The organism is Agrobacterium salinitolerans, from assembly GCF_027498475.1.
Classification (GTDB): domain Bacteria; phylum Pseudomonadota; class Alphaproteobacteria; order Rhizobiales; family Rhizobiaceae; genus Agrobacterium; species Agrobacterium salinitolerans.
Map to the genome: position 1 here is coordinate 1,613,414 of NZ_JAPZLN010000001.1, position 24,550 is coordinate 1,637,963.

At 60.0% G+C, this 24,550-nt stretch carries 13 protein-coding genes; 3 read left to right on the forward strand and 10 right to left on the reverse strand.

Annotated elements, in window-relative coordinates:
* Positions 1–6: 6 nt before the first annotated feature.
* From O9X91_RS07750 to O9X91_RS07760, 3 genes are all read right to left on the reverse strand, one after another.
* Positions 7–807 (reverse strand): DeoR/GlpR family DNA-binding transcription regulator, encoded by an 801-nt coding sequence (locus tag O9X91_RS07750; protein ID WP_269833653.1) that lies wholly within the window; start codon positions 805–807, stop codon positions 7–9.
* Between the two features lie 127 nt (positions 808–934).
* A complete protein-coding gene (gene pyc, locus O9X91_RS07755; RefSeq protein WP_269833841.1) occupies positions 935–4,396 on the reverse strand; it encodes a pyruvate carboxylase in 3,462 nt (1,153 codons plus the stop codon).
* Between the two features lie 106 nt (positions 4,397–4,502).
* Positions 4,503–5,240, reverse strand: coding sequence for a helix-turn-helix transcriptional regulator (locus tag O9X91_RS07760; protein ID WP_077985440.1), 738 nt, complete (start codon positions 5,238–5,240; stop codon positions 4,503–4,505).
* Positions 5,241–5,579: 339 nt separating this feature from the next.
* Between O9X91_RS07760 and O9X91_RS07765 the strand changes: the two genes are divergently transcribed.
* Positions 5,580–7,346, forward strand: a complete 1,767-nt coding sequence (locus O9X91_RS07765) for a glucan ABC transporter ATP-binding protein/ permease (RefSeq protein WP_077985439.1) — start codon at positions 5,580–5,582, stop codon at positions 7,344–7,346.
* Positions 7,347–7,444: 98 nt separating this feature from the next.
* Here O9X91_RS07765 and O9X91_RS07770 read toward each other — a convergent pair whose 3' ends face one another.
* Both O9X91_RS07770 and O9X91_RS07775 read right to left on the reverse strand, forming a co-directional pair.
* The gene (locus tag O9X91_RS07770; RefSeq protein WP_269824805.1) at positions 7,445–7,573 is read right to left on the reverse strand and encodes a hypothetical protein; all 129 of its coding nucleotides are present in this window, start codon (positions 7,571–7,573) and stop codon (positions 7,445–7,447) included.
* A 397-nt stretch (positions 7,574–7,970) separates the two neighbouring features.
* Positions 7,971–16,466: a glycoside hydrolase family 94 protein gene (locus O9X91_RS07775; RefSeq protein WP_269833840.1), complete on the reverse strand. Its 8,496-nt coding sequence runs from the start codon at positions 16,464–16,466 to the stop codon at positions 7,971–7,973.
* Between the two features lie 576 nt (positions 16,467–17,042).
* On the opposite strand from O9X91_RS07775, the gene O9X91_RS07780 reads away from it, so the two are divergent.
* Positions 17,043–18,221: a M20 aminoacylase family protein gene (locus tag O9X91_RS07780; protein WP_162520502.1), complete on the forward strand. Its 1,179-nt coding sequence runs from the start codon at positions 17,043–17,045 to the stop codon at positions 18,219–18,221.
* A gap of 71 nt (positions 18,222–18,292) precedes the next feature.
* On the opposite strand, the gene O9X91_RS07785 is transcribed toward O9X91_RS07780, so the two are convergent.
* The gene (locus O9X91_RS07785) at positions 18,293–18,436 is read right to left on the reverse strand and encodes a hypothetical protein (protein WP_003505150.1); all 144 of its coding nucleotides are present in this window, start codon (positions 18,434–18,436) and stop codon (positions 18,293–18,295) included.
* Positions 18,437–18,665: 229 nt separating this feature from the next.
* Between O9X91_RS07785 and O9X91_RS07790 the strand changes: the two genes are divergently transcribed.
* Positions 18,666–19,769, forward strand: a complete 1,104-nt coding sequence (locus O9X91_RS07790) for an NAD(P)/FAD-dependent oxidoreductase (RefSeq protein WP_142912930.1) — start codon at positions 18,666–18,668, stop codon at positions 19,767–19,769.
* 8 nt (positions 19,770–19,777) lie between these two features.
* On the opposite strand, the gene O9X91_RS07795 is transcribed toward O9X91_RS07790, so the two are convergent.
* The 4 genes from O9X91_RS07795 to denD form a co-directional block, all read right to left on the reverse strand.
* Entirely contained in the window at positions 19,778–20,752 is a 975-nt protein-coding gene (locus O9X91_RS07795; protein WP_137412315.1) for a threonine ammonia-lyase, read from the reverse strand.
* Positions 20,753–20,864: 112 nt separating this feature from the next.
* Positions 20,865–22,649, reverse strand: coding sequence for an IlvD/Edd family dehydratase (locus O9X91_RS07800; protein WP_269824802.1), 1,785 nt, complete (start codon positions 22,647–22,649; stop codon positions 20,865–20,867).
* Positions 22,650–22,658: 9 nt separating this feature from the next.
* On the reverse strand, positions 22,659–23,561 hold the full coding sequence (locus O9X91_RS07805; protein ID WP_077981318.1) for an NAD(P)-dependent oxidoreductase: 903 nt from the start codon (positions 23,559–23,561) through the stop codon (positions 22,659–22,661).
* Complete coding sequence (denD, locus tag O9X91_RS07810; protein WP_077981325.1) at positions 23,558–24,544, reverse strand: D-erythronate dehydrogenase; 987 nt, start codon at positions 24,542–24,544, stop codon at positions 23,558–23,560. Before denD ends, O9X91_RS07805 begins: the two co-directional genes overlap by 4 nt.
* Between the last annotated feature and the right edge of the window lie 6 nt (positions 24,545–24,550).

Sequence of the window (24,550 nt, forward strand, 5' to 3'; positions counted from 1 at the left end):
TATCCTTCAGACTTGACCATGAGAAAACGGGGCAGCGTCATCTTCGCCGCAATAAACGTCTACGCCTTGTGCCGAAAGCGACTCGACCAATGCACGGTCGGCATCCCGTTCCAGCACGAGGCAAAGCGGTGGGGAAAAATCATGAACGTGGAAAGCAGCCTTATGGCCGAGCTTTTCCGTGGTGATGGCGGCGATCACCCGCTGGCTGGCACTACAGGCAAGCCGCTTGAACACCGCATCCTCGAAAACATCCGCCGAAAGGCCCGTCTCGGCCGCAACGCCGCAAACACCGAGGACACATAGATCTGGCCGCATCAGTTCAAGCTGCCGAAGCGCCATGGCATCGATCGCCGCACCAACGGCAGGATCGACCTTGCCGCCAATCAGCACCAGATCGATATCGGCCCGCCCCGTCAGTTCAGCTGCGATGGCGGGCGTATTCGTCACCACCGTCAGGTTGAGCCCGGCGGGAAGCGCCCTTGCAATGGCGAGATTGGTGGACCCGGCATCAATGAAGACGACCATGCCCGGCTCGAGAAGCGGGACAACGGCGCGCGCCAGCAGGGCCTTGCGGTCCGCATCCTCGGCAATACGCGTTTTCAGCGGCACCGTCTTGCTGTCGGAAAGCAACGCCCCGCCATAAACCCGTAAACATTCGCCACGGGCCGCCATCTCACGCAAGTCGCGGCGCACGGTGTCTTCGGAAACGCCGAAACTCTGCGCGAGATCCTGCGCCAGCACCCGACCGCTTTGCCGCAACTGCGCAAGGATGAGCGCCTGCCGCTCGCTAACAAAATGATCGCTCATCGGAACTCATGCATAAACAAGAATAAACGTGCAAGAACATGCATATTTGAGTTTTTTCGGTTACGCAATAAAAAACGCCCGCCGAAGAGGCGGGCGTCTGACATTGCATCAATGATCAGATACGGCTTTATTCCCCGTAAGCGATCAACAAATCCTTCGCATCGATCTGATCGCCGGGGCGCACCAGAACTTCGGCGATCTTGCCATCGCGTTCGGCGTGAAGCGCGGTTTCCATCTTCATGGCCTCGATGGAGAGCAGCACGTCGCCGGCCTTGACATCCTGACCCTGGTTGACGAAGACGCGGCTGATCACGCCCGGCATTGGCGCGCCGATATGGACGGCATTGCCGGGTTCCGCCTTGCGGCGCACCGCAGAGCCGGAAGCGCCATGGGCGCGATCCGGCACCTTGATGCGGCGCGGCTGACCATTGATCTCGAAGAACACCGTCACCATGCCCTTGTCATCAACGCCGGACGAAGCCTGATTGACGACGACAAGCGTCTTGCCGCGCTCGAGATCGGCAAACAGCTCTTCGCCATCTTCCATGCCGTAGAAATAGGCATGGGTCGGCAGCACGGAGACCGGACCATATGTCTCAGCAGTCAGCGCGAAATCGGTGAATACCTTCGGATACATCAAATAGGATGCGAACTCGAAGTCATCGACCTTGCGCTCCAGCTTGGTCTCGATCACCTTCCGTTCGGCATCGAGATCGGCATCTTCCAGCAGGGAACCCGGACGGACGGTATAGGGCGCTTCGCCCTTCAGCGCCTTTTTCTGCAGGGCTGCCGGCCAGCCGCCCGGCGACTGCCCAAGATCGCCCTTCAGCATCGACACCACCGATTCCGGGAAAGACACTTCACGATCAGGGTTTTCAACATCGGCCACCGTCAGATCCTGACTGACCATCATCAACGCCATATCACCGACGACCTTGGAAGACGGCGTCACCTTGACGATATCGCCGAACATCCGGTTGGCGTCGGCATAGGCCTGCGCCACCTCGTGCCAGCGGCTCTCAAGCCCCAGCGAACGGGCCTGTTCCTTGAGGTTGGTGAACTGTCCACCCGGCATTTCATGCAGATAGACTTCCGAGGCTGGTCCCTTGAGATCGCTCTCGAAGGCGGCATACTGGTTGCGCACGGCCTCCCAATAGAAGGAAATGCGGCGGATCCATTCGGTATCGAGACCCGTGTCGCGCTCCGAGCCCGCCAGCGCCTCCACAATCGAGCCAAGGCAAGGCTGCGACGTATTGCCGGAGAAGGCGTCCATTGCGGCATCCACGGCGTCGACACCGGCATCCACGGCCGCAAGAACGGTCGCGGCGGAAATGCCCGAAGTATCATGGGTGTGGAAATGAATCGGCAGACCGGTCGCCTCGCGCAGCGCCTTGAACAGAACCTTGGCGGCAGCCGGTTTCAGCAGGCCCGCCATATCCTTGACGGCGATGATATGGGCGCCGGCCTTTTCCAGCTCAACGGCGAGGTTGGTATAATATTTGAGATCATATTTCGGACGCGCCGAATTCAACAGGTCGCCGGTGTAGCAGATGGTCGCCTCGCAGAGCTTGTTCTCCTCGGCAATTGCATCCATCGAGACGCGCATATTCTCCACCCAGTTCAGGCAGTCGAAGACGCGGAAGAGATCGACCCCACCCTTTGCGGCCTGACGGACGAAGTATTTCACGACGTTGTCGGGATAGTTCTTGTATCCAACGCCGTTCGCGCCGCGCAGAAGCATCTGCAGCAGCAGGTTTGGCGCGCCTTCGCGGATCAGCGCAAGACGCTCCCATGGGTCTTCCGTCAGGAAGCGCATGGAAACGTCGAACGTCGCACCACCCCAGCATTCCAGCGAGAGAAGCTGCGGCAGCGCCTTGGCGTAAACGCTGGCGACACGGGCGATATCATGGGTACGAACGCGGGTGGCCAAAAGCGACTGGTGCCCGTCACGCATGGTCGTATCGGTAACCAGAACGCGTTTTTCATTGCGCATCCAGTCCGCAAAGCCTTTCGGGCCAAGCTTGTCCAGCAGTTGTTTGGTGCCATCGGGCGTCGGCGCGTCGATATAGGGCACGACCGGCTTTGCCGCCTTTTGGGAGGGCTTAGCACGACCCTTGGTTTCCGGGTGGCCGTTGACAGTCACATCGGCAAGATAGGTCAGGAGCTTGGTGGCGCGGTCCTGACGCTTGACCTGCGCGAACAGTTCCGGCGTCGAATCGATGAAGCGAGTCGTATAGGTGTTGTTGCGGAAACTGTCGTGACCGATAATGGCTTCGAGGAAGGTGAGGTTCGTTGCCACACCGCGAATACGGAATTCGCGCAGCGCGCGATCCATGCGGTTGATCGCTTCATCCGGTTGCGGCGCCCAGGCCGTTACCTTGACGAGCAGCGGATCGTAATAACGGGTGATGACAGCGCCGGTATAGGACGTACCGCCATCCAGACGGATGCCGAAGCCCGAGGCGGAACGGTAGGCGGTGATACGGCCATAGTCCGGAATGAAATTATGTTCCGGGTCTTCCGTCGTGATACGGCACTGCAGCGCATGGCCGTTGAGACGGATGTCCTCCTGGCGCGGCACGCCGGATTCCGCCGTGCCAATGGCGGCGCCTTCGAGAATGTGGATCTGCGCCTTGACGATATCGATACCGGTCACGACTTCAGTGACGGTATGCTCCACCTGGATGCGTGGATTGACCTCGATGAAGTAGAATTTGCCGGTATCGGCGTCCATCAGATATTCGACCGTGCCGGCGCCGATATAATTGGTGGCGGCGGCAATCTTCAGGGAGTAGGCAGCCAATTCCTGACGCTGCGCTTCGGTGAGATAGGGCGCGGGCGCACGCTCGACCACCTTTTGATTGCGGCGCTGGATCGAACAATCACGCTCGAACAGATGCACGACATTGCCATGCGTATCACCGAGAATCTGGCTTTCGACGTGACGCGCACGCTCGACCAGCTTTTCCAGATAGACCTCATCCTTGCCGAAAGCGGCCTTCGCCTCGCGCTTGGCCTCCGTCACCTCGCGGGCGAGATCCTCTCGTCTGCGGATGGCGCGCATGCCGCGTCCGCCGCCGCCCCAGGAGGCTTTCAGCATGACCGGATAGCCGATTTCCGCAGCCATGCGCTCCACTTCCGCCATATCGTCGGGCAGTGGATCGGTAGCGGGAACAACGGGGACGTTGACCGAGATCGCCAGATTACGGGCAGCCACCTTGTTGCCGAGCTGGCGCATCGTATCCGCCGTCGGCCCGATGAAGGTGATGCCGGCCTTGTTGCAGGCCTCCACGAATTCGGGGCTTTCAGACAGAAGACCGTAACCGGGATGGATCGCGTCCGCTCCGGAAAGCTTGGCAACACGAATAACCTCCTCAATCGAAAGATAGCTCTCAATCGGCCCCATATCCTTGGCGAGATGCGGCCCCCTGCCGACCTGATAGGATTCGTCCGCCTTGAAGCGGTGCAAAGACAGCTTGTCCTCTTCCGCCCAAATCGCAACGGTTTTAATCCCAAGCTCGTTCGCTGCCCGGAAAACGCGGATCGCAATTTCGGATCGGTTGGCAACAAGTATTTTCGATATTTTCAAGACGGTCTCCCCACACGCCAAAACAAAATTTCTGCTGCACTGCGGAATTAAGCAGCAAAACCCTGTCTTGGAAAGAGCAATTCCGGCGAGAACTGTCCTGTTTGCGCTAGCTCAGCAAACCATGGCGAAAAGCAAGCGCTACGGTGTGCTGTCGGTTCTTGGCGCTGAAACGGCGCTGGATCCCGTTGATGTACCAGTCGACCGTGTGGTTGGAGATCGATAGTTGGCGTCCAATTTCGGTGGAAGTCATACCGTCCGCCATCAGCGTCAACACCTCCATTTCGCGCCTCGTAAGCTCGAGAGCGGAAACGTCAGGGGCATTGCTGAAACCATGGGCCTGCCCGGAAAGATCGAGAAGGCGCCAGAACACGGCACGCGTGGCCGCATCCAGTAACTCCACCTGCAAAGAGGGCAATTGCCGATCCTGGCCGCCAATGAACACCGCACCGATGAAGCCCGCACGGCCGTGCACGGGAAAGGCGTAACCACCCTGCAGACCGTACCGGCCGGCATCGTGGAAAAACACGCTCGCCCTTTTGCGATGCATCGCACGCGGCAGCCCCTCCAGCGCTTCCTTCCACTGAAATGGCTTGTGCACCATGCCGATCACTTTGCGGACGGGATCGACAAGATTGTATTTTTTTGCCCTGTAGACCTCCAGCCAGCCTTCGGGCAGGTGTTGCGCGAGGATGTGTCCGGTGGAGGCGAGCTCACCGGTCATCCGCCTGCTGACGAGAAAATATTCGAAACCGTATTCGCGAATGAGCGTTACAAATTCAGAGCGAACGCGGTCGGCGCTTCCCGCTTGGTAACACGCAGAGATGAAGTGAAGAATATCATGCATAAAGACACGGGGTCCGGAGCTTGGCTTGAAGGGAATGACACGAAGGACATGGTCCCGCGATGACGTCATGTTACTCGGGCGCCGGTCGGTTGAGATTGAACATATCGTCGTTAGCAATCCCTGAAACGAAGATGCGAAATCTTGTGACGGCAGGCCTCCGGAAACATCAGGTTCGGTTTTTTTCGGTTCGCACGCGCGGTCGATCTGTTAAGCCGCCATTCAGACAGAAAGAGCGATAATTACACAAATTTCGCCGTCTCATGCAACCTTGCTAAAATAACTTGCCTTGAGGCCGAACAAACAACCGCTCGAAAAAGACGCTCGGACTGGATTGAAAATTTGACCTTGTTTCAGGTTTACACACGCGCGCTGCGCTATCTGACCGTTCATAAATGGCGGGTGACGGTGGTCGTCATCGCCAACGTCATTCTTGCAGCGATCACCATCGCCGAACCGGTGCTGTTCGGCCGGATCATCGACGCCATCTCTTCCGGCACAAATGTCGCGCCCATCCTCATTTTGTGGGCGGGTTTCGGTGTCTTCAACACTGTCGCTTATGTGGCTGTTGCCCGCGAGGCCGACAGGCTGGCCCATGGCCGGCGCGCGTCGCTTCTGACGGAAGCCTTCGGACGCATCATCTCAATGCCGCTCTCCTGGCACCATCAGCGCGGCACCTCCAACGCCCTGCACACGCTTTTGCGCGCCAGCGAAACGCTGTTTGGCCTGTGGCTCGAATTCATGCGCACGCATCTGGCCACCTTCGTCGCACTGGTGCTGCTTGTGCCGACAGCCATGTCCATGGACCTGCGCCTCAGCTTCGTGCTGATCGGCCTCGGTATCGTTTATTGGTACATCGGCAAGTGGGTGATGAGCCGCACCAAAGACGGTCAGGCTTCGGTCGAAGAGCATTATCACAGCGTTTTTGCCCATGTCAGCGACTCCATCAGCAACGTGTCGGTGCTGCACAGCTACAACCGCATCGAGGCCGAAACGAAAGCGCTGAAATCTTTCACCGAAAAGCTGCTGAGCGCGCAATATCCGGTGCTGGACTGGTGGGCCTTCGCCAGTGCACTTAACCGCACGGCCTCCACCGTTTCGATGATGATCATCCTCGTCATCGGTACCATGTTGGTGAAGAACGGTGAGTTGCGCGTTGGCGATGTCATTGCCTTCATCGGTTTCGCGAATCTCCTGATCGGCCGTCTGGACCAGATGCGCCAATTCGTGACGCAGATTTTCGAAGCCCGCGCCAAGCTCGTGGATTTCTTCGTGCTGGAAGATTCCGTCAAGGAACGGGAAGAACCGGGCGATGCGCGCGAATTGTCGAATGTCTCCGGCACCGTGGAGTTCCGCAACATCAATTTCGGTTTCGCCAACACCAAGCAGGGCGTTCACGACGTTTCGTTCACGGCCAAGGCCGGCGAGACAGTCGCGATCGTAGGGCCGACGGGCGCTGGCAAGACCACGCTCATCAATCTCCTGCAGCGGGTCTACGACCCCGATTCCGGCCAGATACTCATCGATGGAACCGATATTTCGACGGTGACGAAAAATTCGCTCCGCAACTCCATCGCCACGGTGTTTCAGGATGCGGGCCTGCTGAACCGCTCCATTCGCGAAAACATCCGCCTCGGCCGTGAATCGGCCACCGATGCGGAAGTGGTGGAAGCAGCGGCGGCAGCAGCGGCGACGGATTTCATCGACAGCCGCATCAACGGCTATCTGACCCAGGTGGGTGAACGCGGCAACCGCCTGTCCGGCGGCGAGCGCCAGCGCATCGCCATTGCACGCGCCATCCTGAAAAACGCCCCCATTCTGGTTCTCGATGAGGCAACCAGTGCGCTGGACGTGGAAACCGAGGCCCGTGTGAAGGCCGCCGTGGATGCGCTGCGAAAGAATCGCACGACCTTCATCATCGCGCACCGCCTTTCCACGGTCCGCGATGCCGATCTCGTTCTTTTCCTCGATCAGGGCCGGATCATCGAGAAGGGCACCTTCGATGAACTGACCCAGCGCGGCGGTCGCTTCACCTCGCTACTGCGCACCAGCGGCCTGCTAACGGAAGACGAAAACCAGCAACCCCGGCCAAAGGCTATTGCCTCCTAAGGGTCTGGCTGACGGAATGAATACAGGGCGGACAGCATGTTGTCCGCCCTTTTTCTTTGTGCGCTTCCCGGCGACCCCGCCAGATCACAGGTCGCCTATCAAAGAATTCCGGTCAAGGAACTTGCCAGCCAGAAATCAATCTGCGCGCATGGGAGGACAGTTCCCAGAAAGGCAACGATAGCTGCGAGTTTGATCAGGAAAACTCCAAGCACCACGCCAAGCGTCATTCCGACGCTCGTCTTCCGTGGGCAGCGCGCCAGCCAACACGACAACGTTAACGAAAGAATGGTGAGCAACGCCAACAGCGCAAGTTCTGTGAAAGATGCACTGAATTCCTGGATAATTCCCCTCCGATCGACCGACTATTTGTGACTGCTGCTTTCTCGAAAGGATTGACGAGACAGTCCGTACCGGACGATCCGGCACCGCGCCATCGAAGCCTTCGCCAATATGAGCCTGTCTCGGCGCTGCAGCACCTTCCAGCCAGTGCTGCGAAGGAAGCCCGGTGCCATGCTATGATCCGACCCATAAGCTGAGTCGGAGGTCAGGGTAGCCCCATAAAGATTCAGGCCCCCGCGTTACCACGGGAGCCTGAGTTTATAGGGGAACGGAGACCTGATCGTCTTAGTCGAAGGGAATCACCCGATCATCTGCCGACAGGACCTTGCCATCGACGGAAACGGAAACTGCCGCCGTATCTGCCTTGCGGCTGACGACGATGTCCTTTGCCTTCCCGTCGAGCGTGATCTTCACCGAGAAACCGCTCCAGTCCTCTGGCAGCGACGGCGAAATATGCAGCTTTCCGTTGGTGCGGGTGATGCCGAGAATACCCTCGACGGCCGCACGATAGAGCCAGCCGGCAGAACCCGTGTACCAGCTCCACCCGCCACGGCCGGCGTAGGCGCCTTCACCGTAGACATCCGCAGTCACCACATAGGGTTCGACCCGATAGGTTTCCGACGCCGCCGCATCGAGCGCATGATTGACGGGGTTGAGCAGCTGGAAGCAGTTCCATGCCTCCTGCGCACGACCTTGCTTGGCAAGCGCAAGAACCACCCAAGTCGCCGCATGGGTATATTGTCCGCCGTTTTCGCGCACACCCGGCGGATATCCCTTGATGTAGCCCGGATCATGCGGCGCACGCGAGAAGGGCGGCGTGAACAGCCGGATGATGCCGGTCTTTTCATCGACCAGATGCGACATGACCGCATCCATCGCCTGCTGCGACCGAGCCTCTTCGCCTTCGCCGGAGAGAACGCTCCAGCTCTGGCCAAGCGAATCGATCCTGCATTCCTCGCTTTCGGACGAGCCTAGCGGTGTGCCGTCATCGAAATAACCGCGCCGGTAATAGCTGCCATCCCAACCCGCTGTTTCCAGCGCATTGCGCAGCCTTTCCCGATGCGACGACCATTTGGCGACGCGGTCAGTATCGCCGCGCTTCTCGGCGATCTCGACGAAGTCTCGCAATGCGCCTGACAGGAACCAGCCGAGCCAGACGCTCGTGCCCTTGCCGCCAACGCCGACACGGTTCATGCCGTCGTTCCAGTCTCCGCCGAGGATCAGCGGCAGGCCGTTCTCCCCGGTACGGTGAATGGCGAGATCAAGCGCTAGCGCCGCATGTTCGTAAAGCGTGACGGACCTGTCGCTCGTCTCCGGCTGGAAGAAAGCATCGTGCTGGCCGGGCATCAATACCGGGCCCTTAAGGAAGGGAATGCTCTCATCGAGGATGGCGACATCGCCCGTGGCCGAGACATACTGGTTGATGGCATAAGCGAGCCAGACCACATCGTCCGAGATGGTCGTGCGGACACCGGCACCAGTCAGCGGCAGCCACCAGTGCTGTACATCGCCTTCCGGGAACTGGCGGCCAGCCGCGCGCAGGATCTGCTTGCGGGCAAGCTCCGGCTGGTAAAGCAGGAAGGCCAGCGTATCCTGCAACTGATCGCGGAAGCCGAAGGCGCCGCTCGACTGGTAGAAAGCCGTGCGCGCCAGAATGCGGCAGGCCAGCGCCTGATAGGGCAGCCAGTTATTGACCATGTGGTTGAAGCCCGCATCAGGCGTGGAAACCTGCAACTGGCCGGTAAAGCCCGTCCAGAATTCCTTGCTCGCGTCTAATACCGTCTGGAAGTCCGCCTGGCGGGCATCCTTCACCAGTACTTCGGCCTCTTCCGCATTGTCGGCATCGCCGAGAATGAAGGTCATGTGCCGTTCTTCGCCGGGCTTCAGGTGGATTTCCTGCATCAGTGCCGCGCAGGGATCGCCATCGACCTCGGTGGTGCCACTTAGCGCCGCACCGGACACGATGCCCTGCGGCGCCTGTGCCGAACCGAAACGACCGATGAATTCCCGGCGGCTGGTGGTAAAGCCGCTTGCCTCGCTATCGAGTGTCAGGAACGAAGTGCGGGCGCTATAGTCGATGCTGTAGGGATTCGACGCGAAGATCGCGTTGCTGCCCGCATCATGCCTGCTCAGGATGAACGGCGCGGATTTCTGGCCGTTATTGCCGAGCACCCACTCGACATAGGCATAGACCTTGAGACGGCGGCTTTTCGAACCCTTGTTGCGCACGATGACCTGCGAGAACTTGACCGGTTTTTCACGGTCAACGGTCTGCGTCAGCTCGACTTCGAGCGTATCCGCCACGCCGGTCAGGATCGAATAACCGAGACCATGGCGAGTTTCGAACATGGCTGCAGGATCGCGCGACAAGGCGGCACAGGGCGTATAGAGCTTTCCTGTTTCCACATCGGCGACATAGAAGGCCTCGCCCGGCCGGTTGATAACAGGGTCATTGGTCCAGGGCGTCAACTGGTAGTCACGCGAATTGCGGCTCCAGCTGAAACCGGCGCCTTCGGCCGAAATATGGAAGCCGAAACTCTCGTTCGAGATAACGTTGATCCATGGATGCGGCGTGGACTGCCCGCCATTCAGACGCACCACATATTCCTGGCCGGTTTTGGCAAAGCCGCCGAAACCATTCCAGAAATCGAGATCGCCGGCGTCCTCGACCGGTTCCGTAACAGGGAAGGCCGGGACCGGCAGACGGGCCTGTGCCGCGTCACTCGTGCCATCCGGGCCGCGATGGGCCGCAAACAGCGAGACTGCGCGGTTGATCTGGTCAACGATCTTGCCGTTGCGAACATGCAGCACGACACGCGACGCGGCGAGAAGCGCATTCCATGTTTCTTCGTCCATCAGGTCGCGGCGTACCGAGAAGACATGTGGACGTCCGCCATCGGCAGGATTGATACGGCGCTGCGCCTCGGAGATATGATCGAGCGCATGCTGCATGTCCTGGGCATAGGACGCAGCGCGTTCGTTGACGATGACGAGATCGAAGATCACGCCGCGTGAACGCAGATATTCGTGGGCACTCAGCGCCTCACGGGCGATATCCATGTCCATGTCGTCATTGATGCGCAGGCTGAAGATCGGGAAATCGCCCGAAATGGCAAGCGGCCACAGAGAGCGCTGCGAGGCGAGGCCCGTTTTCAGCGTTTCCGAATCCGCACGCAGATGCATGTCGGGATAGGTCAGATAACGACCGAGATGCTGGAAGGCGGCAGCCTGCTGCGAGGTGACACCCACATGGCGCATCTGCACCTGCGTGCGTGTCCAGGCATGCACGAGTTCATGGGCGAAGGCATCCGGATGACGATAGCGATCGATCGCCTTGTCGACTTCCTCGCGGCTTGGCGCGGCGATCGTCCAGAAGATCACGCTCACCTTCTTGCCGGCCGGCACGCGCACGGTGCGCCGAAGGGAGAGGATCGGATCGAGCGTGAAACCGTCGGTGCTGGAGAGCGTTGCACCGGCATCGAAAGCCGCGGCTTCGCGCAGCGACCGTCCGCGACCGATGAACTTGGCGCGATCCGTTTCGAATTCCGTCGGGCGCGACGGGCCGGCATTGTCGGCGGCCAGATGCGCGATGACGGTGCCAGGCTCGTTCGGGCTGCGACGGTTGCGCCAGGCGCGGATGACGTCGCCGCGGCGGCCGATTTCCGTCTGCACAAACATGCGCGAGAAGAGCGGATGGGCGTTGTCATCATCCTCAGACGCGATGACCGGCTCCATATAGGATGTCACTTCGATGTAGCGATCCTCGGAACCGACGTTCAGCAGGGTGATACGGCGGCCTTCGGCATCATGCTCAGTGGCGACGATGCATTCGACAACACTCTGCAGATCGCCTGTTGTCTTGTGGAACTCGGCCTTGTCATCGGTAAAGATCGTCTTGGTCTTTTCACCCTCGATGACACGCGGCTCCGCCGTCGCACTCCACCATTGTCCATTGGTGGTATCGCGCAGGAAGATGAAGGTGCCCCATCGATCGTCTGTCGGATCGGCTTTCCAGCGGGAAATCGCCTGTCCGTTCCACTTCGAATAACCCGCACCAGTCGAGGTGAGCATCGTCGAATAATGGCCGTTCGAGAGGAACACCACTTCGCGGTCGCGCACCGCCGGATCGGCAATGGAGCGCACTTCCGCACGCAACAGGTCGGCCTGTTCCTTGCCGGGGGTTTCCGGCTCGTATTTGGCGCTCATGACGGGCACTTCGCGTGGCGCCTTTTCCTGCAACAGCAGTTCGGCCGCCTCGATCACCGGATCGGAATGGAAGAGTTCGCGCAGCACGCCGTCGAAAGCGACGTTGGCGACGGCCGCAATCGACATGCCGTGGTGGTGAGCATAATAGTTATAGACCACCGCACAGACCTTGCCGTCCGGTACGCGCGTCGGCGTGAAATCCACCGCATCATGGAAACCATATTGTCCAAGCGCGCCCAGCTTGCGCAGCTTGTCGAGGTTTTCGAGTGCACCGTCGGGATCGTACTGGCTGGCGAGGATCGACGCATAAGGCGCGATCACCGCATTCTGGCCGAGACCACGCTTGAGGCCAAGGGTCGGTACACCGAAGTTGGTGTACTGATAGTTCATGTTGTGATCGCGGGCGTTGAACGCCGCTTCGGAAATGCCCCATGGCGTGCCGAGGCGGCGGCCATGGTTCATCTGTTCCTTGACGATCAGATTATTGGTCTGGTTGAGGATGCCGCCCTGACGCTCCTGCATGACGAGCGGCGGCATCAGATATTCGAACATCGAACCCGACCACGACACCAACGCGCCCTGCGCACCGATTGGCACGACCTGACGGCCAAGACGATACCAGTGTTCGGTCGGCAGATCGCCCTTGGCAATGGCAAACAGGCTGGTCAGGCGGCATTCGGAAGCCAGAAGGTCGTAGCAGGCCTCGTCGAGCTCCTTGCTTTCGACGCGGTAACCGATCGACAGAAGACGGCGATCCTTGCGGTAAAGGAACGTGAAATCCATCGAGAAGGCGAGGTTGCGGCTGCGGTCGCGCAGCGATGCGAGACGTTGTCGCAGCGGCTCCATGTTGGTGAGGTCGATGGCGCTGTCTGAAATATGCGCCTCGCAGCAATCGACGAGCAATTGCGCCCAGCGCGTCACTTCCGCGCTCTGCGCGGATTTCACCTCGTGATCGACGTTGGTGGCGAGTTTCTGGATATCGCGCGCAAGAACCGCGAGATTGATGACACGGATCGAGGCGAATTCATGCTCGCGCTTGACGGACGCAAGGGCGTTCGAGAAGCCGATGATGCGCTCTTCAAGCCGGCGATGCAGCGGTCGCAGGTTCTTGCGATCGTCCGGCAATGCCTTCAGCGTTTCGCGCAGAATGCCGGCAAGATCACCAATACCGTCCAGATTACCCTGAAGATGCGCGGACGGCGCCTCCGCCCAATCGCGGCAGGCGGACGAAACCGCAATCAGATGGCCGGCGAGGTTGCCGCTATCCACTGCCGAAACATAACGCGGCCCAAGCGTCTGCAAGGTGTCGGTATGATACCAGTTGTAGAGATGACCGCGATACTTCTCCATCTTCTCGACGGTCTGGATCGTGTTCTCGATCCGCTCCAGCGTATCGGCAAAGCTGATCCAGCCGAACTGGCGCGCCGAAATGATGGAAAGCAGATAGACGCCGATATTGGTGGGAGAGGTACGCGAAGCGACAATCGGCTCCGGCGTTTCCTGGAAGTTGTCCGGCGGCAGGTGATTTTCGTGCGCTGTCACGAAGGTCTCGTAATAACGCCAGGTGCGACGCGCGATCTTGCGAAGTTCGAAGGAGACATGCTCCGAAACGAACAATCGGTCTTCGGTTTCAGCAGACTGGCTGACATACCAGGCGACGGCCGGGGACAGAACCCAAAGAAGCGTAAAAGGGATACCGATCAGGAAGGCGTTGTCGCCCGGCAGCGACGCAAACAACAGCCCCAGCATGGCCACGACAGGCGCATGCCACATCTGGCGGTAATAATCGACGATGCCGCCCTGTGCGCTCGACTGCATGCTGGCGGCGGTGCGCCATTCCAGCATCAGCTTGTGGCTGACGAGCAGGCGGTACAGCGAACGTGCAATCGCATCCGTCATCATGCAGGCGGCATCGGCGATGAAGACGATGCGCAGCGCAACCTGTGCGTTGGTGGCGCGGATTTCGGACCAGATGGTGTGGAAATGCGCCTGTGGCACGATATCGGTGGAGCGCGGCACGAGTCCGGACAGCAAGGAAAGCGTAGGCGCGACGAACAGCGAGAAGATCAGCAGAATCTGCCAGATCAGCGCACCGAGCGGATCCATGAAATACCAGCCGAGGATCGAGGCGAAGAACCAGGCGATCGGCGTCAGCGAGCGACGCAGATTGTCGACCATCTTCCAGCGGCCGATGGCGGTAACGCCGCGGGCACGATCGAGGATAAAGGGCAGAAGCTGCCAGTCGCCGCGCGCCCAGCGATGCTGGCGCGACACTTCCACCTCATATCGGGTCGGGAAGTCTTCCACCAGCTCCACATCGGTGACGAGCGCGCAGCGCGCAAACGAGCCTTCGAGCAGGTCGTGGCTGAGGATGGAGTTTTCCTCGATACGGCCCTTCAGCGCCGCCTCGAAGGCATCCACATCGTAAAGACCCTTACCGGTAAAAGTGCCTTCAGACGTCAGGTCCTGATAGACGTCGGAAACGGTAAAAACGTAAGGATCGATACCGCGATTGATCGAGAAGACGCGCTGGAAGACGGAGGCGTCCTTGCCCGTCGTCAGCGAGGGCGTCACACGCGGCTGCAGCAGACCGTAGCCTTCGACAACTCGTCCGGATTCCGGATCGATCCTGGGGCGGTTGATCGGATGGTGCATCTTGCCGACGAGCTTGGTCACCGCATCGCGCATCAGGCGCGTGTCGGCATCCAGCGTCATGACATATTTGACATCGGTCGGCACGATGTTCGCACCGCCAAGGAAAGTCGTATCCTTGTCGCCGCGCAGCAGCATGTTCAGCTCATGCAGCTTGCCGCGCTTTCGCTCCCAGCCCATCCAGCAGCCTTCGGCCGGATTGTAGAGGCGGCGGCGGTGCAGCAGGTAGAAGCGCGTCTTGCCGTCAAAGGCATAACGGCTGTTCAGCGCCGCAAGCTCGCGCTTGGCATAATCGAGAATTTCGAGATCGTCGTCGGACTGTTCATATTGCGCATCACGCCAGTCGCCCACCAGCGAGAAGTAGATCTCGCCATGCGGATTGGCGAGATAATGCACCTCGATATTGCGCATCATCTCGTCGACGCTATCGCGGCTGGTCAGCATGCAGGGCACGGCAACCAATGTGCGGGCATCCTGCGGGATGCCATTCTTGAACTCGTATCCGACGAGCCGGAACGGTTTCACGAAGAAAGTGACGAGCGTGTTGAAGAGGCCGGTTGCGCCTTCGGATGCCGGCAATGCGAACATCAGCAGGAAGGCGGTCACAACATACCAGGGCATACCGGCTTGCGCCAGGAACCAGCCGACGGCGAGCATGGCGAGCGCGGTGATCAGCAGCACCGGCGCCGCAATCGCGAGCCAGTTGAACTTGCGCATGGCCCGGACGATATGCTGCGACACCAGGGGCCGGTACCCCAAAGCCTTTTCGAGTTCGAAGCGGCGCTGGCCCACAAGCACGGAGCCGACATTGACGCGATGGGTTTCATCCGCACCGGCCGGCGTCTCCGAACGCGCCATTTCGACAGCGGCGCGCGCAACCTCGACTTCGGTCTTGGGTGAGCGGCGCGCCAGAAGTTCGATTGTATTGCGGTAGGTGTTGCGTGAACCGAAATCCAGAACCTCGTAGTCGGTCTCTTCGCGCAGGACCTTGTCGATGTGGCTGACTTCCTCGAACCACACCGACCATTCGGTGTCGTCGATTTCACGCAGGCTCTTAACGATGTTGCCCATCGTCACATTGCCGGATGCTAAGCGATTATGTTCCGACATCATGATGTTTTCGGCGTCGGTACCGGCAGCATGAAGACGCTCTTCAAGCCAGGCAACGGCAAAACCTGAGGTCTGCGAGCCGTTCCTCAGACGATAAAGGAACTGCGTCGCGAAAGTCGGGTCGTCGACCAGCGAATCGACCTGCTTGAGAAGCGCTGCCGAGGCTTCCGCATCGTTGAGTCGAATGATTTCATCGACGACTTCATTCGCCTTCTGGCGCATGCGACGCGAACGTTCCACACGGATGGAGATGCGGCGAAGATTTTCGATGAGCACAAAACGGATGATCGACGGCAGAGCCCACAATTCGCCGATCTGCAGCGTCTTTGACGTCTGGTAGCCATCCACCAGCGCCGTCATGTTCTCGCGCGAAACCGTGCTGTGGGTATGGGCGACATAAAGCCAGCCGAGCGCCACAACCCGCGGGACAGTCACCCCGCCAACCGTCATCGTCGGCAGCTGGCGATAGAACTTGCGCGGAAAATCGCGACGGACTTCCTGGATCGCCTCTTCGATGACGTAATGGTTGTCGAGCAGCCATTCCGCCGCCGGCGTTATTGTCGCGCCATTTTCCGCATCGACGGCAGTCGTACGATAGACCCTGAGGATTTCCTTCTCGTTCTCGCGGTGACGCTCGAAGAAATCGAACTCCATGAAGCCGGGAAGGCTGTCGGCGCCATCGCGCGAAAGCGCGGCGCCCGCATCATGCAGTTCCTCGACCGTCATATAGGACGCGCGGATCGAATCGTTGTGATCGATCTGCTTCGTCTCTGAATCACGGGCGGCGGCGGTCGGGGTAATATGAAATGACATCGGGCTCGTATTCTGAACTTTATGGAAACTGGTTCAACTTGACCGGCAATTCGTCCGTGGCGGGAACACACACGAAAATCGGGCCACGCTATATTTATGACTTATCCTGAACCTTCGGTGAACCGGACCAGACGCTGTGCGGAACGGATCGTCAAGCGCATAACATCCGCAGGCACATCATGCTGCAGCGTCATTATTCCGGGATGTGTGCGAAGCTGGAGATCGACGCGGACGGGGCGCTTTCGATGAAGAGAAGAAAGCGGCGTCGTTCGGCCCGGCATTGCCGTTCCGACCGGATTTCGCACCCTCCCCGATGGCGAAAATTGTTCGCGCAACGTCCGATAATCCCCCGTTGACAACCTGAAAGGCAACACGAACCGAGAAGGTCCGCGCCACATCCGAAAGAAGCTAATGCCCCAGGACGTCAATAGTTCCATGCCACCTGTCGCGGCACGATGCAAGCGCTGAATTTCAGCGCGTTTCAGGGCAGGCCACGCCCCTTACGCATGGCTGCATATGCTGCTATGTCATTTGCAAAAGGCGCCGGAAAAACGGCCGAACCCGGGACTTTAAAAAATGACCAGACAGACCGCAAATCTCGTATCCTTTGCCAATCATATGGCGGATGTGGTGGCCATTCGCCGCCACCTGCACCGCAATCCCGAAATCGGCCTTTCGGAGTTCAAGACGTCGGATTTTATTGCCGAACAGTTGGCCGCGCTGGGCTATGAGGTTACGCGGGGGCTGGCCGGAACGGGTGTCGTTGCTACCCTGCGCAATGGCGACAGCACCCGCACGCTCGGCATCCGCGCCGATATCGACGCCCTGCCGATCCACGAGGAAACCGGGGTGGATTATGCGAGCGCCAATCAGGGCGTAATGCACGCCTGCGGCCATGACGGCCACACCGCCATGCTGCTCGGCGCGGCGAAGATCATTGCGGAGCGTAAAAATTTCAACGGAACCCTGCATCTGATTTTCCAGCCCGCGGAAGAGAATTTCGGCGGCGCCCGCATCATGATCGAGGACGGGCTGTTCGAACGTTTTCCCTGCGATGCGGTTTTTGCCCTGCATAACGATCCCGGTGTGCCCTTCGGGCAATTCGTGCTGCGTGACGGGCCGATCCTTGCCGCCGTCGACGAGTGCAAGATTACCGTCAACGGCTACGGCGGCCACGGCGCCGAACCCCAGGATGCAGCCGACCCCATCGTTGCCGGCGCAAGCATCATCATGGCGCTGCAAACCGTGGTGTCACGCAACATCCATCCACAATTATCGGCGGTCGTCACGGTTGGCGCGTTCCATGCCGGTGCTGCCAGCAATGTCATTCCCGAAACGGCGGAAATGCTGCTGACCATCCGCTCCTTCGATCCGGGCGTGCGCGACGAGCTGGAAAAGCGCATCCGGGCGATAGCCGAAGGCCAGGCCGCCAGCTACGGCATGAGCGTCACCATCGACTATGAGCGCGGATATAACGCAACGATCAACCACAAGACGGAAACGGACTATGTCGCCGATCTCGCCCGGCGTTTTGCCGGGGCTGACAAGGTGGCGCAGATGCAGCGGCCGTCGATGGGTGCGGAAGACTTCGCCTATATGCTGGAGAAACGGCCCGGCTGTTATTTCTTCCTCGGCACCGCCCGCACCGATAACGACCCGCCGCTGCATCATCCGAAATTCGATTTCAACGACGATATCCTGCCGATCGGAACCGCATTCTGGGTCGATCTGGCGGAAGATTACCTGAAGGCGTGAATGGGCATGAAAAAGGCCGGTCGGAGGAGCGACCGGCCTTCTCAAATTACCTGATGAGAAAATCGGGAGGATCAGGGAACGAGACCGAAGATGACGGCGGCGACAAAAGCCACACAGACGCCGACAAGAGCCGCATGTACCGAATCTTTCCAGTTGCGCGGCGACTGGGGCTGCGAGACAAAGTCTTTTACTTTTCCTGCCTTGGAATAAGACATTGTATACTCCTTGCCTGCTCGGCCCTTCAAAGCGGGCATTGCTTATCTCGCTTGTAAAATAGCTTTATTCCCCACTGTTTCCGTAGAGATAAAATTCCATAAGATTGGCGCATCGGGAAAAATACCGATTGCGACTTGCCCACCGGCAAGCATCAATCTACCCATGGCGCAGGATCAGCGCGGCGGAGGGCATCTCCTCTCAAAACCACTGGCGGGCACGGAAAACACCATGACGGATATCGACGCCATCATCATCGGAGCCGGGGTGATAGGGCTGGCGACAGCGCGCGAACTGGCGATACGTGGCCTTTCCGCCATTATCCTCGAAAGCGGGAAGGAATTCGGCTCGGCCACCTCCTCCCGCAACAGCGAAGTCATTCACGCCGGGCTCTATTATCCAACCGGAAGCCTCAAGGCCCGACTTTGCGTGGAGGGCAAGGAGCGGCTTTACGCCTTCTGCCAAAGCCACGGCGTTTCACATCGCCGCTGTGGCAAGCTCATCGTCGCCACGCGCGATGAAGAGGTGGCCATGCTCGCCGCCCTGCGCGAAAAAGGCATAGCTAACGGCTGCGACGACCTTGAGCTAGTCGATGCGCGACAGGCGCTCCTGCTCGAACCCGCACTCGCCTGCGTCGCAGCCCTGATATCGCCCTCGACCGGTATCATCGACAGCCATGGTTATATGCTGGCGCTCCTTGGAGACGCGCAGGATCACGGCGCTGCCCTTGCCCTGAACGCACCCTTCGAAAAGGCAGAAGTGATCCGCGATGGTTTCCGGATTCACGTCGGAGGCGCAGAGCCCACCAGCCTGACATGCCGGCTGCTCGTCAATTCTGCCGGCCTTGTCGCACCGATGGTGGCGAGGAAGATCGAAGGAGTGCCGGACGAAGTGATCCCGCAGGCGCGTTTCGCCAAGGGCAGCTATTTTTCGCTGGCTGGCAAGTCGCCCTTTTCACGGCTGATCTACCCCGCGCCGCACACCCATGGTCTCGGCGTGCATCTCACGCTCGATCTCGCTGGCCAGACCCGTTTCGGGCCGGATGTGGAGTGGGTGGACACAGTCAACTATGCCGTCGACCCCTGCCGCATGGAGGGTTTTGGAGACGCTATAAGGCGCTATTGGCCGGGTCTTCCCGATGACGCGCTGATCCCGGCCTATTCCGGTATCCGGCCGAAGATTTCCGGTCCGGACGAACCGGCCATGGACTTCCGCATAGATGGGGCGGAAACACACGGTCTTGCCGGCCTCGTCAATCTTTTCGGCATAGAAAGCCCCGGACTTACCGCCTCGCTGGCAATTGCCGGGGAGGTCGCAGCACGCTTCGAGGCCTGATCTCAACCTCACCCGAAACGGGACAGCGCGCCGGCCATGATCTGCGGATCGATATTGCCGCCGGAAGCAACTGCGATCACCGTTTCGCTTTCCAGTTCATCGCCATGAAATAGCGCCGCCGCCAGGGCCACCGCGCCGCCGGGTTCAACAACGATCTTCAGCCGGTTGAAAGCGAGAACCGTCGCACGCAGCGCCTCATCTTCGGTCACGACGACGCCTTTTCCGCAAAGCCCCGCCATGATCGGGAAGGTGATATTGCCGGGCTGCGGCGTGACGATCGCGTCGCAGATCGAACCCGACGTCGTGGCGTTACGCTCGATCCTGCCCGAGGCAAGGGAGCGGGCCACATCGTCGAACCGTTCCGGTTCTGAAGTTCTGACCTTGTAGTTCGGCGCTTTTGCCGAAAGCGCAAGGGAGACGCCGGATGTGAGGCCACCGCCACCGCAAGGCACCAGAACCTCCGCCGCATCGATGCCCAGTTCCGCGCCCTGTTCAGCAATCTCCAGTCCCACTGTTCCCTGCCCGGCAATGACCAGCGGTTCGTCATAGGGCCTTATAAGCGTCAGCCCACGCTCGTTCGAAAGGCGATCTCCAATGGCATCGCGATCTTCGTTTGCCCGGTCATAAAGCACGACCTCTGCGCCATAAGCGCGGGTATTTTCGATTTTGATCTTCGGCGCATCCGACGGCATGATGATAACGGCAGGAACATTGTGCAGCTTCGCGGCAAGCGCCACACCCTGCGCATGGTTGCCGGAGGAAAAGGCGATCACGCCCTTGGCGCGCACCTCCGCCGGAAGGCCGGAGACGGCCGACCAGCCGCCGCGAAACTTGAAAGAACCGGTTCGTTGCAGGCATTCAGCCTTCACGAACAGCTTTCGCCCGGCAATTTCGTCCAGAAAAGAGGATGAAAGAAGCGGTGTGCGAACCGCATGGTTGCCGATGCGCCCACGCGCGGCTTCTATCATCGAAATATCTGTCATGTCATGCCCCTGTGATGCGGATTTGCGGGTACATTAAGAGGTCGCACTCAATTGCGAAACCGCCTGGAAAAGAAAAATCCCCAGGCATGGCCGGGGATTTTGTCCTATGCGATCAATGATTGTGCCGGGGCATCTTCTCGGCAATCCGGCGGAAATCTGCGGCACCTTCCAGAACCGCGCCATCCGAAAGCTGGGTTACGGATTTACGATAGATGCGCTGCCATGGTGTCGCATCCGCGGGAACAGCGGGAATGCCGTCAGCCTTGCGCGCTTCCAGCTCCGCCTCCGCCACCAGCGCATTGCACTCGCCTTCATTGAAATCGATGCGGATCACATCGCCGGTGCGCAGCCATGCCAGTCCGCCGCCCGCCGCGCTTTCCGGCGAGGCGTTGAGGATGGACGGGCTGTCCGCCGTTCCCGACTGCCGGCCGTCGCCGATCGTCGGCAGGCTGGTGATACCCTTTTTCAACAACGCATCCGGCGGCTGCATGTTGACGACCTCAGCCGAACCCGGCCAGCCGAGCGGCCCCGCACCGCGAATGACGAGAATAGTGCGCTCATCGATATCAAGGGACGGATCGTTGATACGGGCGTGATAGTCTTCCGAACCGTCGAACACCACACATTTGCCCTCGAAAATTCCCTCGCGGCCCGGCTCGCTCAGATAGCGCTGGCGGAATTCCGCCGAGATAACGCTCGTCTTCATGATGGCGAAATCGAACAGATTGCCCTTGAGAACGAGGAAACCGGCCCTTTCTTTGAGTGGCTTATCGTAAGGCAGGATCACGTCACGGTCGGTGGATTCCCGGCCTTCAAGATTTTCCGCCATGGTTTTGCCGGTTACGGTCGGACAGCCTCCATCGAGCTTGCCTGCGTTGAGAAGCTCCCACATGATGGCGGGCGTGCCGCCGGCGCGGTGATATTTCTCTCCCAGCCATTTACCGGCCGGCTGGACATTGGCAAGGAGCGGAATGTCGTAGCCGTGAACCTGCCAGTCCTCCTCGCGAAGCTCCACGCCCGCATGTTTCGCCATGGCCGCCAGATGTGGCTGGGCATTGGTGGAGCCGCCAATCGCCGAATTGACGCGGATCGCGTTCAAAAACGCCTCGCGCGTCATGATGTCGGAGGGCTTGATGTTCTCGACAACCAGCTCGACGGCACGGCGGCCGGTGCGATAGGCCATCTGGCCGCGTTCACGGTAAGCGGCCGGGATCGCGCCGCAGCCGGTGAGCGACATGCCGAGCGCCTCCGCCATGGCATTCATGGTGGACGCGGTGCCCATGGTGTTGCAATGGCCGACCGAAGGCGCGGATTCGAGCGCCGCCTGCAAGAATTCCTCGCGGGTGATTTCGCCAGCACCGTATTTACGGCGCATGCGCCAGATGACGGTGCCAGAACCGACCAGATCGCCGTCATGATAACCGTCGAGCATCGGCCCGCCGGATAGAACGATGGCTGGAATATCCACCGTGCTTGCCGCCATCAGCGCCGAAGGCGTAGTCTTGTCGCAGCCCGTGGTCAAAACGACGCCGTCGAGCGGATAACCGTAAAGCACCTCCACGAGGCTCAGATAGGCAAGATTGCGGTCGAGCGCCGCTGTCGGGCGCTTGCAGTTTTCGAACATCGGATGGGTCGGAAACTCGATGGGAATGCCGCCCGCGTCACGAATACCGTCCCGCACCCGCTTGACCAGCTCCACGTGGACGCGGTTACAGGGCGTCAGGTCGCTGCCGCTCTGGGCGATGCCGATGACCGGCTTGCCGGAGCGCAGTTCTTCCGGCGTCACGCCGTAATTCATGAAACGCTCCAGATAGAGCGCCGTCATGTCGAGATGGTCGGGATTATCGAACCAGTCCTGCGACCGCAAACGGCGCATCGGTGTCTTGTCGTCGCTCATGAGATCGCTTCAGCCCTGTTCCCGATTGTTCAGTTTTTCGAGGTAAAGCAGGATGCCGCTATGATCGATATCGGCCCCGCCATCACCGACGAAATCATCGAATTCCCGCGTGACTTGCTGGGTGAGCGGCAGGGTGAGAGCGAGATCCTTGGCCGTCGCCAGCACGCCGTTCAGATCCTTGAGCTGGAACTTGGACGGACCGCCCGGCACAAAATTGCGCTTCACCATGCGGTCGCCATGCAGTTCCAGGATCCGGCTTTCGGCAAAACCGCCGCGAATGGCGTTACGGAACCCTTCACGCGATGCGCCGCCCGCTTCCACCAGCATCATCGCCTCGGCAACCGCGCCGATGGTGATGGCGACGATCTGCTGGTTGGCGAGCTTGCACAGTTGGCCGGCACCCGAGGGACCGACATAGGTGAGCCGGCCCATCGGCGCGAAAACATCGGCAAGACCCGAGATCAGCGTCTCGTCCCCACCGGCCATGATGGCGAGCGTACCGGCCGTCGCGCCCGGCACACCGCCGGAAACCGGCGCATCGACGTGATGGATGCCCAACGACTGAAGCCGGGAGGAATGTTCTCGCGCAATCGGCGGCGCAATCGAGCTGCTGTCGATCACGACAGCACCCTTTTTCAGCGCTTCGGCCATGCCGGCCTCGAAAAGCACCTCGCCCACGGCCTTGCCGTCGCTCAGCATGGTGATGACGATATCGGCGCCCCTGGCTGCCTCCGCCGGCGATGCAGCGACGACCGCGCCATCGGCAACAAGCGCCTCGGCCTTATCGGCGCTACGGTTCCAGACGGTGACCGAAAAGCCGGCGCCCAGCAGACGCCGGGCCATCGGCCCGCCCATCAGGCCCGTACCGATAAAGGCGACAGACCGCTTCTTCTCCTCCCCGCCAGCACTCATTTCAGTGAACCTCCCAGTTCGTCCTCGATATGAACCTGAATGATTTCTTCGAACGAGCTTTCAGCCGTAAAGCCGAGTTCGCGGGCGCGCTTGGCTTCGAAACCGGGGGCCCAGCCTTCACACATGCGCATGATCATCTCATTCGGCTCGCGGCGGATGAGGGCAACGGCCTTTTCGCCGGCGACCTTGCGCAGCGCTTCGATCTGCTCGCCGACGGTGGCGCTGAGGCCTGGCATCGACAGGTTGCGACGCGGGCCGACCTTTTCCACGTCAATCGTTGCGCCATGGATGAGGAAGCCGACGGCGGAACGCGGCGAAGCGTGCCAGTGGCGAATGCTCTCAGGCACCGGCAGCACCGCTTCCTGGCCGACCAGCGGCTCGCGCAGAATATTGGAGAAGAAGCCGGAGGCGGCCGCATTCGGCTTGCCGGGGCGGATGCAGATGGTCGGCAGGCGAATGCCGATACCATCGAAGAAACCGCGACGGCTGTAATCGGAAAGCAGCAGCTCGCAGATCGCTTTCTGCGTGCCGTAGCTGGTCAATGGCGTGGAGTGGAACTCGTCCGGGATCGGATAGGGCAGCGGCGCGCCGAAGACGGCGATAGACGAGGTGAAAACCACGCGCGGCTTGTAACCATCCTTGCCGTTGGCGATGCGGATGGCGTCGAAGAGATAACGCGTGCCGTCGAGGTTGATGCGGTAGCCCTTGTCAAAATCGAGTTCAGCTTCGCCGGAGACGATGGCGGCAAGGTGGAAGATGACGTCCGGCCGGACTTCGACCAGCTTTTCAGCCTCACCCGGTGCGGAGAGGTCGGCCGCGCGTGCATCGACAGCACCAGAAAAGCCGGTAGGCGCTTCAGGCTGGAACACGTCGATAAGCGTGAATTTCTCGACCGGCTTGCCGCCCAGCGATCCATCCTTGACGAGACGCTGCGTCAGCTTGCGGCCAACCATGCCTGCGGCGCCGATGATTGCGATATGCATGTCTTC

Excerpts from the sequence above, each read along its gene's own strand:
- O9X91_RS07750 (WP_269833653.1), bottom strand. The coding sequence starts at position 807 with ATGAGCGATCATTTTGTTAGCGAGCGGCAGGCGCTCATCCTTGCGCAG.
- O9X91_RS07770 (WP_269824805.1), bottom strand. The coding sequence starts at position 7,573 with ATGACGCTTGGCGTGGTGCTTGGAGTTTTCCTGATCAAACTCGCAGCT.
- O9X91_RS07785 (WP_003505150.1), bottom strand. The coding sequence starts at position 18,436 with ATGTCTTATTCCAAGGCAGGAAAAGTAAAAGACTTTGTCTCGCAGCCC.
- O9X91_RS07805 (WP_077981318.1), bottom strand. The coding sequence starts at position 23,561 with ATGAGTGCTGGCGGGGAGGAGAAGAAGCGGTCTGTCGCCTTTATCGGT.
- O9X91_RS07780 (WP_162520502.1), top strand. The coding sequence starts at position 17,043 with ATGACCAGACAGACCGCAAATCTCGTATCCTTTGCCAATCATATGGCG.
- O9X91_RS07760 (WP_077985440.1), bottom strand. The coding sequence starts at position 5,240 with ATGCATGATATTCTTCACTTCATCTCTGCGTGTTACCAAGCGGGAAGC.
- O9X91_RS07800 (WP_269824802.1), bottom strand. The coding sequence starts at position 22,649 with ATGAGCGACGACAAGACACCGATGCGCCGTTTGCGGTCGCAGGACTGG.
- denD (WP_077981325.1), bottom strand. The coding sequence starts at position 24,544 with ATGCATATCGCAATCATCGGCGCCGCAGGCATGGTTGGCCGCAAGCTG.
- O9X91_RS07795 (WP_137412315.1), bottom strand. The coding sequence starts at position 20,752 with ATGACAGATATTTCGATGATAGAAGCCGCGCGTGGGCGCATCGGCAAC.
- O9X91_RS07775 (WP_269833840.1), bottom strand. The coding sequence starts at position 16,466 with ATGTCATTTCATATTACCCCGACCGCCGCCGCCCGTGATTCAGAGACG.
- O9X91_RS07790 (WP_142912930.1), top strand. The coding sequence starts at position 18,666 with ATGACGGATATCGACGCCATCATCATCGGAGCCGGGGTGATAGGGCTG.